Raw genomic sequence first — 12,815 nt, 5'->3', positions numbered from 1 at the left:
CTCTGGAAAGTCGGTAATGAAAGTTCGTTCGATCTTGGGATTCGTGTTGGTTGTGTTCGGCATAGGGTTCGTTGCGAGCGGAGTCTCGATGCAACTCCAAGCCATTGACTGCCAGACCACCGCAATTCAAACCGGATTGAGATGCGACCGCTCGAAACCGATTCACCAACTCGACAACCCATCTGTAAATACGAGTTGTGAAGCTGATGGCCCCGATGAGTGCGTCGCTGGCGAAGGTTCTCAGTGTGAGTCACTCGAAGGCTATGAAGTTGCTAAGAGTGGAGAGTGTATTGTGGATATCTATTATCCCTACGCTCAATGCAGAGACAATTTCGGACCGACCTGGGTTCCGCTCCGTTATGTCTACGCGAAATGCGAGAAGTACGAAGGGACTTGTAGCTGTGTGACCTATTACGGAAGCCAGCATCCGTCGCAATACAGCGAAGTGTGTGACTGTCTATAGACGACAGCCTAATCCCTTGCGATATCTGATTTCATCAAGCAGTTAGCTCAACAGATCTTTGACGACTCGACCGTGGACGTCTGTCAGTCGGTAATCGCGCCCTTGGTGCCGGAATGTAAAGTTCTCGTGCTCGATTCCAAGCGTATGTAAGAGCGTAGCATGGAAGTCGTGGACGGAGACCGGGTTTTCTGTGACGTTGTAGCAGAAGTCGTCTGTTGCACCGTAGCTGAGCCCCGAGCGAAATCCGCCGCCCGCGACCCACATGGTGAAGCATCGAGGATGGTGATCACGTCCATAGTTTGTGGGTGAAAGTGCTTCCTGGCAATAGATTGTTCGTCCAAACTCTCCTCCCCAGATGACGATTGTGTCGTCGAGGAGTCCACGTTGTTTGAGGTCGAGAACGAGTGCAGCTGATGCCTGATCAGTATCCTTGCACTGTCCAGGAAGCTGTTTTGGCAGATTGACATGCTGGTCCCAACCCCGGTGGAACAGCTGAACGTATCGCACTCCTCGCTCGACCATTCGACGGGCGAGCAGGCAATTTGCTGCGAACGTTCCAGGTTGTTTGGCTTCCTCTCCATAAAGATCGAACGTTGACTGCGGTTCGTTTTCGATGTCCGTGAGTTCCGGGACTGATGACTGCATTCGGAACGCCATCTCGTATTGCGAGATTCGCGTTTCGATTTCCGGATCGTAAGTTTCTTCCAGCTTTAGTTCGTTCATCTCTCGCAGGGCGTTTAACCAGGAGTGTCGGGATTCACGATCCAGACCGGCTGGGTTGGAGAGATAGTGGACTGCTTCCTGTGTGTTCCCAAACCGGACACCCTGGTGTTCGGATGGAATAAACCCACTTCCCCAAAGACGCTGATAGAGAGGTTGTCCGTTGGGGCGTCCGCTGCCTTTTGAGGACAAGACCACAAAGGTTGGCAGGTTCTCAGCTTCGTTGCCAAGGCCATATGAAAGCCATGATCCAATACTGGGGCGTCCAGGCAGTTGGCTGCCTGTCATCAGGAACGTGATCGCCGGGTCATGATTAATAGCGTCTGTATGCATCGACTTAATAAAGCAGAGATCGTCAGCGATCTGAGCGGTGTGGGGAAGTAGGTCGCTGACATCGGCTCCGCACTCACCATGTTTTCGGAATTTGTAAATGGTTGGTGCGATGCAGAGTCGGTTTTGATTGGCTGTCATTCCAGTCAAACGCTGGCCCATTCGAACCGATGAAGGAAGTTCTTCCCCTCTTCTGTCATTGAGGTCAGGTTTCGGGTCGAAGAGATCCATCTGCGACGGAGCGCCAGATTGAAACAGATAGATAACTCGTTTGGCGGTGCTCGGCAGATGCGGGCCTTTGACTGCGTGCGCAGAGTCTGCCTGCAGGAGGCTACCGAGCGCAGCTGCACCCAAGCCGGTAGCACTTTTCCGGAAGAAGGAACGGCGTGATTGTTTTAGGACTTCAGTTGCGATTTCATTCAAGGCTCTACTCCCGGTTGATGGCTTCGTCAACGTTGAAAATCAGGCTTACAACAACGGTTCGGGCAGCCAGTTCAACGGGATTCACTTCTGAATCGATCGGACTTTCTCCAACGGTCAAAAGATTTCGAGCGAGTTCAGGATTGGAGTTGTACTGATGGCGATGATGGAGCAGTTGTGCTTTGAGAATCTCGAGTTCGTCACATGTCGGCGGACGAATCAGCACCTGCTCCGCCACTTGAGTCAGCCAGCGGTCATCGTCTGAGAGTGAGGGACAGGTGAGCATTGTCTTGTGAGCCAGAACACGTGCTGCTTCGACGTAAGTCGGGTCATTCATCAGCACGAGAGCTTGAAGCGGCGTGTTCGTAGTTGGTCGATTCACCTGACAGATCTCTCTACTCTGAAAGTCCAGCGAGTTCATGTTCGGTGGTTGAACCGTTCGGCGAAGGAATGTGTAAAGGCTGCGACGATAGAGGTCTTCGCCGTGTGACTGATTGTATTCCGGAAAGAATGCAACCATTTCTTCCCACACACCGTCAGGCTGGTACGGTTTTACGGAGGGGCCACCGACTTTCAGATTAATAAGCCCAGAGGCGACGAGAGCTTGATCTCGGATTTCCTCCGGGCGCATGCGAACCCTGGGTCCGCGAGACAGCAGTTGGTTTTCCGGGTCGTCGCGATATTGTTCTTTGGACGCTGACGAGTCTTGTCGATATGTGCTGCTGGTGACAATCAGTCGGTGGAGTGCTTTGACATCCCAGCCCGAAGTGATGAAGTGAACGGCCAGCCAGTCAAGGAGTTCAGGATGTGACGGTGGAGTACCACGTGTCCCAAAGTCCTCGGGAGTTGAAACAAGTCCGCGACCGAAATGAGACTTCCAGAAGCGATTGACAGCGACGCGAGACGTCAGCGGATGCTGTGGATCAAGCAGCCACTTCGCCAGGCTGAGTCGATTGGCAGGGGCATCTTCGGAAAGAGGCAAAATGGCTGAGGGAACGCCATGTTCGACCTTCTTGACTGGAGAGTCATATAAGCCTCGGTCGAGGACGAAGGTCTCTCTCGGTTCTTTCCGGTCCTTCATAATCATGACTGTCAACGACTCGGAAAGGACCTCATCTCGTTCGGCCTTCAGGTCGATCAACTTTTGATATTCACCCTGAGCAGCGTCGCCGAGTTCAATTAACTCTCGGTCAATGCGCTCAATGATCGGCTGTGTTTCAGGATCATAATAGAAGAGCGGTTGCGAGTTGCCGTAACCGCGTCCAAACTCGTCGACGCTGTTGAAGTAGGCGAGGAAAGAGTAAAACTCTTCCTGGCTGATGGGGTCGAACTTGTGATCATGGCACCGGGCGCAACCCATCGTCAGGCCCATCCATGTGAGTGAAGTCGATTCGACGCGGTCGACGACATACTCCATTCGAAACTCTTCAGGAATGATTCCGTCTTCGTCGTTGATTCGATGGTTCCGATTAAATCCAGTCGCGATAAGTTGTTCGTCGGTGGGATTGGGGAGTAAGTCTCCTGCCAGTTGGTGCAGCGTGAACTCGTCGAACGGAAGATTGTTGTTGTAGGCCTGAATCACCCAGTCCCGCCATGGCCACATCGTTCTTGGAATGTCGCCCTGATAACCGCCGGAGTCCGCGTAACGAGCCAGGTCGAGCCACATACTCGCTTGTTGTTCCCCGTATTGCGGCGAAGCGAGCAGCGTGTCAACCAGTTGCTCGTAGGCGTCTGGTCGAGTGTCGGCCAAGAATCGGTCCACCTGCTTCTGTGTCGGGGGGAGCCCAGTAAGGTCGAGGGTGACTCGTCTGATCAGCGTTCGGCAGTCTGCCTCGTCTTGCGGTTTGAGTCCGTTCTCTCTCAGTTCCTGCAACACGAAACGGTCGATTTCGTTGCGGCTCCATCCGGAATCGTCCATCGGAACGGCCGGTTCTGTCGGAGGAATGAACGACCAGTGTTGTTCGAACTCTGCACCGTCCTCAATCCATTGCGCCAGCATGGCCCGTTCCTCGTTACTGAGTTGTCGAGGTGAATCAGGTGGCGGCATGCGGAGAAATTCATCCTCCGAAAGGATGCGGCGGATAACTTCGCTGTTGTTCGGGGCCCCGGGAACGATCGCTGCATATCCACCACGATCAAGAAGGACATCTTCGAGCAGGTCGAGTCTTAAATCGGCCTGCCGAGACTTTTCATCCTGTCCATGACAGTTAAGGCAAGCATCCGCGAGGAGAGGACGGATGTCGCGATTATATTCGACCGACTTAACCGGCTGCTCTGCGAACAGTGGGCCCGATACCACTCCGGAAGCAATGAAGAACCACACAAATCGATAGGAGAACATCGCAATTCTTCTGGGAACACCCATGGTTTGAGTTCTCTATTAAATCTTTGCGTCTGATTCGGCAGCCCTTTATGAGGTCAGGAAACACAAACCGAATAGAGAAGGTTTCCCGATTTATCAGGTCGTACCGACGACTTCGAATCAAAGCTGAAATCAGTCCGATTCGTCTGCGAAATCAGATTGTGACGGCCCGTCCATGGAGTTAGGTTCGAAAAGTGTTCAACGCTTTCATTTCGACGAAAGCCCGTTGCGGACCACGTTGTATATCTCCGGAAATCCGGGCAGTCGGAAAGTCTGCCCGGGATGCCATTTCAGGGCGCAGTTGACTTGGCAAGCGTGAGTTGACTTACGGATCGTCAGCTCCAGTGTTGGACCTCACCGAAGGAGTCGTTCGCTGTCGATTCTGCTCTCTCGTTCCGTTGAAATAATTGTGATTGATGAAGGCTGTACTTCAAAAACCCGTTGCCTATTGCCAAATGGCAATTGCTATTCTTCTGTTCGGTACCTCACTGCCTGTCAGTCAGGTCCTTACAAAGGAAATTGGAGTTTTCGAGGGGACAGCGATTCGTCTGACGGTTGCATCGGTTCTATTCCTTCCAATTCTCTGGAAGTACCGAAACGAAATCGCCAAGATCACTTCGATTGATGCAATCCTCGTCATCCTGATTGGCGCTTCTTTGATCGCAGTTTCGGGGCTGATGTTGGGGAGCACTCGGTTCGCTCCGTGTTCGGTCATTTGCACGGTCACTTGTCTGACTCCTGTGGTGACTGGTTTGGGAGCGATATTGTTTGTTCGCGATCGTCCTCATCCCGGGCAATTGGGATGGATCCTGTTCGCAGCCTGCTGTGCGCTGCTGATTCGGTCCACTTGTGCACAATCGGACTCGCAGAACTGTGAGTCGATGATGCTTGTCTTTGGAGTGGCTTTGAGTTCTGTCGCTGTTATTTGTGAAGCGTCCGGAATTCTGATGGCGAAAGTCGTCACTCGAAGGCTCAATCCGCTACCTCTCGCTGCCCTCTCGACGCTGGCGTCGGTCATCTTGATCCTCCCCGCCACACTCATCGGGTCGGGATATGTCGACCTCGCTGGGCTCACGACGAATGCCTGGCTTGCGGTTTTCTGGTGGGGGGCAGGGGGAATCTGGGCTGGCACCTGGTTGTGGTACTCCGGAATTCAGCAAACTTCCGCGACCACCGCAGCTGTGTTTCTGAGCACGCTCCCGTTCGTCACCATCGCAATGTCGTGGATTCTGAACTAGCGAAGTCTCTCGGTGACTTCACTTTCGAATCAGTGCACTCTTGCAATGCACTCCCTACTCGCTGGGTTGCCTTTCATCAAACCAGTGCAAGAATCCTCTTGCGGCGCCTCACTGCTTGGCACTGGAATGAGTGAAAAGAAAATTGCTACAATTTCCTCGCGTCGAAACCACGAGCAGCGAGTTCCGGATCAGGAACGTTGCTCGTCGATCATTATTGATCTTCCGTGACTCGGTGAAATTCCGAAACTCCTGTTTCGAACAACGTTGCTGGTCTGCAATTGAGGATCGATTGAGTGTCTGTTGATATGAGGGTAAGCACTGGGATCGAAGCACTCGACGCAATCTTGCACGGAGGGCTTTCTGCCGAACGCTTATATTTGGTGGAAGGTGAACCCGGGACTGGAAAGACCACGCTTGGGCTTCAGTTCCTTTTTGCTGGTCGAGATCGCGGCGAGAAGGGAGTGTACGTCACTCTAGCCGAGACTGCTGACGAGCTGCAGGAAATCGCCAAGTCGCATGGATGGTCTCTGGATGGGATTCACATACATGAGTTGCTAGACCCCCTCGATGACATTGGCCGCGCTCAATACACGATGTTTGAGCCCTCAGAAGTGGAGTTCGGCAGCACAATTTCCGGAGTCCAGAAGTTAGTTGAATCCTTCAATCCCGACCGTGTCGTCTTCGACTCTCTTTCCGAAATGCGATTGCTGTCCCAGGGAGCCTTGCGATACCGCCGACAGATTCTGGCTCTGAAGCGTTTCTTTGTCGGGCGGGGATGCACCACCATCTTGCTGGATGATCGGGGAACGGGAGCGGATGACCAGCAACTTCAAAGTCTGGCACACGGAGTGATTCGGCTCGAGCAGCGCCTCACGGACTATGGGAATGAACGGCGTTACCTGCGCATCATCAAACATCGTGGATCCGACTTCATTGGCGGCGCTCATGATATCAGTCTCGGTCGCGGCGGCATCGAAATCTTTCCGCGAACTGCTGCTGACACAGAACCCGAACCAGTGAAGGGGGAACTGCTGGGAAGTGGTTTAGGTTCGCTTGATGACCTGTTGGGAGGGGGGATTCTCAGAGGCACTAGCACACTGCTGATCGGTCCGGCAGGGGTTGGGAAGTCCTCAATGGGGATTCAGTTTGCCGTGGAGGCAGCGAGTCGCGGAGAACGTGCGGTTCTGTTTGAATTTGAAGAGAGTGAAAAGGTCCTCCTCAAACGTTCTGACGGTCTCGGGTTTCCTCTTCGGGAATACATGGAGCAAGGGTTGATTTCAGTCTGTCATCTGCGCGCCGGAGAAATTACGCCGAATGAGTTTGCCCTCAAAATTCGAAATGCTGTTAACGTGGATGGGGAAGGGAGGAGCGCCTCGGTTGTCTTAATCGACAGCTTGAATGGGTATGTCAGTTCCATGCCACACGAGCGGTATCTGACTGTTCAACTTCACGATATTCTGACTTATCTCGGGAACCATGGGGTGTCGACGTTTCTGGTTGTTGCTCAGCACGGGATGCTTGGCAACACAATGGGAACGCCAGTCGATACGAGCTACCTTGCAGATACAGTGATTCTGTTCCGTTACTTTGAAGCTGGTGGAAAGATTCGACGTGCACTGTCTGTTGTGAAGAATCGGACTGAAAATCACGAACGTTCGATTCGCGAATATGATCTGACGAGCGAAGGATTGCACATCGGAGAACCACTCGTGAACTTCCGCGGCGTCCTTGCTGGAACCCCTGAGTTCGTTGGCGATAACGCAGCTTTATTTACAAGAAATGAGTCGAAAGCGGAATGAGTGGACTTCCCCCGATTGATGACGCTCTCCAGCGAGATGACACTCTCCAAAGAGTCGCGATTTACGCTCCGACTCCCGACGACGCAGAAATCTGTAAGCAGATCCTGGACGACGTCCAAATCGAGGTCGATCTTTGTTTCAACATGGAGGAATTCTGCGCACTGATCGAAGATGGGGTCGGCGTCGGGCTGGTCGGGGAAGGCCATCTGAATGACATCAACATGGCTCTCTTGCACAGTGTGCTTAGACGTCAGCCAGAGTGGTCAGACTTTCCGGTCCTTGTCTTGCTGGGGCGCGAAGAACTGTCGTCGCAACGCGTTGAACGGCTTCTTTCGCTCGGGAATGTGACGCTTGTTCCGTGCCCACTTCGAGTCGCTGTCTTTGTCAGCAAGCTGAGAGCGCGGCTGCGCGATAGACGGCGGCAGCGAGCTGTACGTGATCTCCTGATCGAAAGACGTCGGGCTGCAGAAGCTTCGGCCATTGATGCCCGTCGACTCCGGATGGCGCTACAAGTTGGGCATATGGGCGTCTGGGAATGGAGTCGAAAAGAACTCTACTGGTCTCCACGGTTTTACGAATTGTTCGGATTCCCAAAATCTGTGGTTCCTGATCCGGAGCTTTGCTTTGAGCGTGTCCATGACGATGACCGCGAGCAACTGATCGCTCACTGGAATGAGTCTCTCGAGACCGGAGTCGACCTGCGAATGGAGTTCCGGATTCATCATCCCGTCCTCGGCATGCGATGGATGTCAGCGGTAGGCGAAGCAGTTGCCGGGAGGTCTGGCAAGACACTCAGACACGTTGGAATCATCTGGGATGTCACTCAGCGGCACGAATCAGAACTCGCGTTACGCGATGCAAGACAGCAAGCAGAAGCAGCGAACCGGGCGAAGAGCGAGTTTCTCGCCAATATGAGTCACGAGATTCGCACACCGATGACAGCGATTCTAGGTTACATCGATCTGATCTCGGAGAAAGTCGACGATCTCGATATCCAGGATCACATCACGACCATCCGCAATAACGGTCGATTTTTGATGGAGATCATTAACGACATTCTGGACCTCTCGAAAATCGAGGCTGGGAAGTTTGACCTTAGCGTGGAAAGATTCTCACCAAGCCGCCTTCTTGAAGATGTGCGGAGCATGATGAACATCCGCGCAACGGAGAATCGTATCGACCTTGAAATTAATTATGACGGGCTCATCCCGGAATACATTCTGACAGATCAGAAACGGCTCAAGCAGATACTCATTAATCTCGTCGGGAATGCTATTAAGTTCACGGATCGTGGGTCAGTCACTCTTTCGATTCTATACGAGCAACAAAACAACCGGATTGAGTTTCGAGTGGAGGATACGGGAATCGGGATGACGAAACGTCAGATTGACCGGCTCTTTCGACCATTCACTCAAGCGGACTCCTCAGTGTCTCGCAATTTCGGCGGAACGGGGCTGGGGCTGGCAATCTCCCAACGGCTCGCAAACATCATGGGAGGAGAGATCACGGTCGAAAGTGAACCCGGCGAAGGCAGTTGTTTCACCGTCTCGATTGAGCCCGGAGAAATCAACGGCGTCCGGCTGGTTCCGCATCAGCCGATCGACGACTCTCCGTCGACCTCGCAACCCCCAGAAGTCGGGCAGCTCGATTGTAGTGTGTTGTTGGTCGATGACCGCCGCGATATTCGATTCCTCGCCTCGCGGATTCTTTCCAAAGCCGGAGCGACAATCACGGAAGCTGAAGACGGGCAAGAAGCCGTCGACACAGTTCAGGAGATGATTCGCAACGACAGAATTGTGGATCTCATTCTTCTCGATATGCAAATGCCGCGCTTGGACGGGTACCGAACGGCTGAGCAACTCCGCAGGCTCGGCTACCGTGGGCCAATCATTGCCCTGACAGCTGACGCGATGCACGGAGATATGGATCGCTGTATCGACTGTGGATGCAATGACTATCTGAGTAAGCCAATCGACAGTGCGCAGCTTCTCCAAAAGGTCAAACGCTATCTCGCGATGGGATCGCAAGCTTAGCTCGATTCTTTCGGGAGCGTTGCTGAGGCTCTTTATCAGTGCTGAAGCGAACCGTGAAACTGGCGCCGGTAGTCGCTCGGAGTCATTCTCGTTGCTTGCCGGAAGAACCGAGCGAAATATGGTGCGCTCGCGAAGCCTGAACGTTCCGCGACTTCCTCGACGGAAAGCACAGAAGTTGCGAGGAGTTCCTTTGCTCGCTCGAGATGCACTCGCCGGATCTCCTCGCCGATTCCACGTTCGAGCAAGCTGCGAAATCTCATTTCGAGTGAACGTCGCGACACCGGGACTTGACGCAGTAATTCACCGACGGAAATCGGACGATGCGCGTTTCGGCGAATGAAGAGCAGTGCCTCCGTCACGTCCGGGTCTGCACCTGCGAGAATGTCGGTCGACTGACGTGCGACCACTCCGACTGGAGGAATCAGATGAGGCTGTTCGGGTCTCTTTTCTCCTTTGAGAAGACGGTCCAGCAAAGCTGCTGCCTGGTAGCCAATTTGTTCGACGGGAACGTGAATACTACTCAGTGACGGGAGGGCGAGTTCGCAAAGGAGATCGTCATTATCGACCCCAATGACAGCGACGTCTTCGGGGACTCGCAACTCCGTGAGTCGACAGGCTCCGATGACGTGGACAGCCCAGACATCGTGGCAGGCAAAGACTCCGACCGGCTTCTTTAAATTTCGCAACCATTGCTGCAACTCACTATTCACCGTCAGCATGCGGCCTCGATGACGATAAGCGTACCGGGACCGGTCGTAATAACATTCCGGAGTCAATCCAACTTCGGTGAGTGCTTCGCGAAAGCCGTTCTCTCTTTCGTAAGAGTAGGGGTGATGTGGATGACCGACGAACGCAAACTGACGAAAACCTCTGTCCCAGAGATGTTGGAAGGCCAGTCGGCCCACTTGATTGTGGTCAACGCTCACACAGGGGAAGTTGAGATTTGGGACGACGGAGGTCACGTTGACAACCGGTTGTGGCAGTGTCTGGAGAGTCTTCGCTAATTCAACCGAAGTGATGTCAGAGATCAATCCGACTCCCTGCAGGGATGCCATGCTCCGTGGAGTGAAGCCATCTGACCCGTGCAGAACGAGCGTCCAATCAGGCCGATTGGCAGCATACTGCCGGACTCCGCGTAAAACCCCTCTGGGGTAGGACAAGTTGTAGTCGAAGACCAGTGCAATCATGTGCTGTTGAGGCATTCACCACGCTCCCTTTCGTTTGCGCAATTGTGCACGACTTCTGCGCAGAAACGCATTGTGGATTTTAATATATCGGGTAGCTTTGATGTGTGAAAGAGGCTCTTCAATAAAGATTTCAAGAGATCGGGAGAGGGGCGGAATTATTGTTCACGTTTCGCGACGTGGCCCAAGCTGAATCGTTCTCGAGGAGCGACTTTCACATTGCTTATATCTCAGTTCTTGCATTTTACAATCGGTATTCTTTAGCAGCAGGAAACAGCGATGAGATTATCCAGAGCCCGTGCGCATCGGGGATTCACGCTTATTGAGTTATTGGTCGTGATCGCGATTATTGCGATCTTGATCGCACTTCTTCTACCTGCAGTTCAACAAGCGCGGGAGGCTGCGCGAAGAACGCAGTGCAAGAACAATCTCAAGCAGTTAGGACTGGCACTTCACAACTACCACGATACTTACAATACGTTCCCGCCTGGAAATATGTTCAACTTACAGGACCCCACGAACTGGCCTCGAGATACGAATCCAAACAACCAGATTATGGGGAGCTTCAGTTGGTCCGCATATATTCTTCCGTATCTGGACGCTTCGCCACTCTACAATCTGATCGATTTCAGCCTCCCGGCGTACGTTGAGGAGATTGAGGACTACAACAGCACAGCGATTCCTCAGGCAGTCTCACTTCGCGGGCAACTTGGTAACGTTGCGAACAAGGAAGCAGCCGAGAAGACTCCCTCTGCGTTCCATTGTCCATCGAATCACAGCACAAACTTCCCAATTACCCGCTTCAAGGATTACTCCATGAACGGAGGGACCGCGAGTGGTTGCTGTACCGAGAGGAATCGCAACAGCTCTGACGGAATTGGCTTCATTAACAGCAAGGTCGGAATTCGAGACATTACCGATGGTGCGTCCAATACATTCATGCTCCTGGAAAAGCCTCACTGGGCTCCTCAGTCATGGTGTAACAAAGAGTATGGGTGCAACCCGTTTTTCTTTGTGCATCACCAATCGCAAGGTTATGTCTGTCCACAGGTTCCAGGAAATCCTCCACGGCCGACTCCGCCGAACGACGCGTTTATCTTTAATACACGTGGAGCGTACAGCGAACATGAAGGGGGAGTTCAAGTCGCCATGGCCGATGGGTCTGTCAGGTTCGTTTCCGAGAATATTGACTTTCAGTCCTACAAAGCGACTTTTAGTCGTGCGGGCGGAGAAATCGAAACAGTCATCAAGGACTAGATTCCCTTCAGGATTGCTGCCTCGGTGATGTGTTGGGGAGGGGAGGTTTAACCCTTTCCCATGTTAGTTGTTTCACCGGTGTTTACGAAATCTGATCAAATACGTTCGCCAGTGATCGTTGGTTGCTGGCGAACTTGTCTGCAAAACGGGAGTTGAGAGAGAATTATGGTGCGAAGAATTCAGAGACGAAGAGTCCTGTGGGGAGGCACGCTGGCAGTTTGTTTTCTGGCCATCGGCTGCGGTGGGCGAGGAGATCGTCCGGAGATGGCCAATGTGAGCGGTAAACTCACTCTCGATGGTAAACCGTTGCCGGGATACATCGTGACATTTCAACCGACATCGGGACGTCCGAGCGTGAGCAACATGCCCACCAATGCTGAAGGTCAGTACGAGTTGTGGTACACTTTCAAAGACAAGGGTGCGAAGGTGGATAAACACAAGGTGACGTTGGCTTATTCCCCGATCAGTGACGAAGAAGCAATGGCAGCCCAGTCGGGAAACGTGTCAGGGAGTGCTAAAGCTGTCGCTGAGAAATATGGAACAGTCACGGTGACGCCACTCGAATTCGATGTGACGGAAAACACGACCGAAGCAAATATCGACATTTCGCTCAACTAATCTGTTTCCAAGGTGCTCGGGACTCGCCTGGCCTGTCAGAAACAGGTTGAGGCGAGTGCTTGAGTTCTGCTCGTTTTCAATTCAGGCATTGGAGATTGTTGCCTGTCTTCGCTCACCGGAGATTCCGGAGCGGTGGTGGCGAGATTTGCTAACACTTTTACTAACACTCTCAATCCAGCGCGTCACTCCAATTCGAAGCAGCAGCTGGCCTCGCAAGAAACATGCGGTGAGAGAAATACCCCCGGCGGGATTCGAACCCACGACCTTTGGTTTAGGAAACCAACGCTCTATCCTGCTGAGCTACGAGGGCATGCACTCAGGTGTGTTGAGATGCAAGTTGAAAGTGTGTTGAAATATCTTTGCCTGTTTTTATGCTTTGGCAAGTCAACAA

Annotated in this window: 9 protein-coding genes and 1 tRNA gene; 6 read left to right on the top strand and 4 right to left on the bottom strand. The window is 52.8% G+C overall.

All coding sequences use genetic code 11. The features are described from left to right. Positions 1–88: 88 nt before the first annotated feature. Positions 89–463 (top strand): hypothetical protein, encoded by a 375-nt coding sequence (locus tag AB1L42_RS21960; protein ID WP_367061595.1) that lies wholly within the window; start codon positions 89–91, stop codon positions 461–463. A 42-nt stretch (positions 464–505) separates the two neighbouring features. On the opposite strand, the gene AB1L42_RS21955 is transcribed toward AB1L42_RS21960, so the two are convergent. Beyond that, on the bottom strand, positions 506–1,936 hold the full coding sequence (locus tag AB1L42_RS21955; protein ID WP_367061592.1) for a DUF1501 domain-containing protein: 1,431 nt from the start codon (positions 1,934–1,936) through the stop codon (positions 506–508). A 4-nt stretch (positions 1,937–1,940) separates the two neighbouring features. Then, the gene (locus tag AB1L42_RS21950) at positions 1,941–4,298 is read right to left on the bottom strand and encodes a PSD1 and planctomycete cytochrome C domain-containing protein (RefSeq protein ID WP_367061588.1); all 2,358 of its coding nucleotides are present in this window, start codon (positions 4,296–4,298) and stop codon (positions 1,941–1,943) included. A gap of 413 nt (positions 4,299–4,711) precedes the next feature. On the opposite strand from AB1L42_RS21950, the gene AB1L42_RS21945 reads away from it, so the two are divergent. The 3 genes from AB1L42_RS21945 (at position 4,712) to AB1L42_RS21935 (ending at position 9,365) form a co-directional block, all read left to right on the top strand. Then, positions 4,712–5,533 (top strand): DMT family transporter, encoded by an 822-nt coding sequence (locus AB1L42_RS21945; RefSeq protein WP_367061585.1) that lies wholly within the window; start codon positions 4,712–4,714, stop codon positions 5,531–5,533. Between the two features lie 293 nt (positions 5,534–5,826). Further along, positions 5,827–7,332 (top strand): ATPase domain-containing protein, encoded by a 1,506-nt coding sequence (locus AB1L42_RS21940; RefSeq protein ID WP_367061581.1) that lies wholly within the window; start codon positions 5,827–5,829, stop codon positions 7,330–7,332. After that, positions 7,329–9,365 carry an ATP-binding protein gene (locus AB1L42_RS21935; protein WP_367061576.1) on the top strand — a complete coding sequence of 679 codons (2,037 nt, stop codon included), beginning with the start codon at positions 7,329–7,331 and terminating at the stop codon, positions 9,363–9,365. Before AB1L42_RS21940 ends, AB1L42_RS21935 begins: the two co-directional genes overlap by 4 nt. A gap of 35 nt (positions 9,366–9,400) precedes the next feature. On the opposite strand, the gene AB1L42_RS21930 is transcribed toward AB1L42_RS21935, so the two are convergent. Next, positions 9,401–10,567 (bottom strand): substrate-binding domain-containing protein, encoded by a 1,167-nt coding sequence (locus tag AB1L42_RS21930; protein ID WP_367061573.1) that lies wholly within the window; start codon positions 10,565–10,567, stop codon positions 9,401–9,403. Between the two features lie 261 nt (positions 10,568–10,828). On the opposite strand from AB1L42_RS21930, the gene AB1L42_RS21925 reads away from it, so the two are divergent. Next, positions 10,829–11,806, top strand: coding sequence for a DUF1559 domain-containing protein (locus AB1L42_RS21925; RefSeq protein WP_367061569.1), 978 nt, complete (start codon positions 10,829–10,831; stop codon positions 11,804–11,806). Positions 11,807–11,971: 165 nt separating this feature from the next. Next, positions 11,972–12,424 (top strand): hypothetical protein, encoded by a 453-nt coding sequence (locus AB1L42_RS21920; protein ID WP_367061566.1) that lies wholly within the window; start codon positions 11,972–11,974, stop codon positions 12,422–12,424. A gap of 236 nt (positions 12,425–12,660) precedes the next feature. Here AB1L42_RS21920 and AB1L42_RS21915 read toward each other — a convergent pair. Then, positions 12,661–12,734: transfer RNA gene (locus AB1L42_RS21915), tRNA-Arg, on the bottom strand. Between the last annotated feature and the right edge of the window lie 81 nt (positions 12,735–12,815).

The organism is Thalassoglobus sp. JC818 (assembly GCF_040717535.1).
Classification (GTDB): Bacteria; Planctomycetota; Planctomycetia; order Planctomycetales; family Planctomycetaceae; genus Thalassoglobus.
The sequence above is the reverse complement of the archived record's forward strand: the minus strand, read 5'-3'. Positions and strand labels throughout refer to the sequence as shown.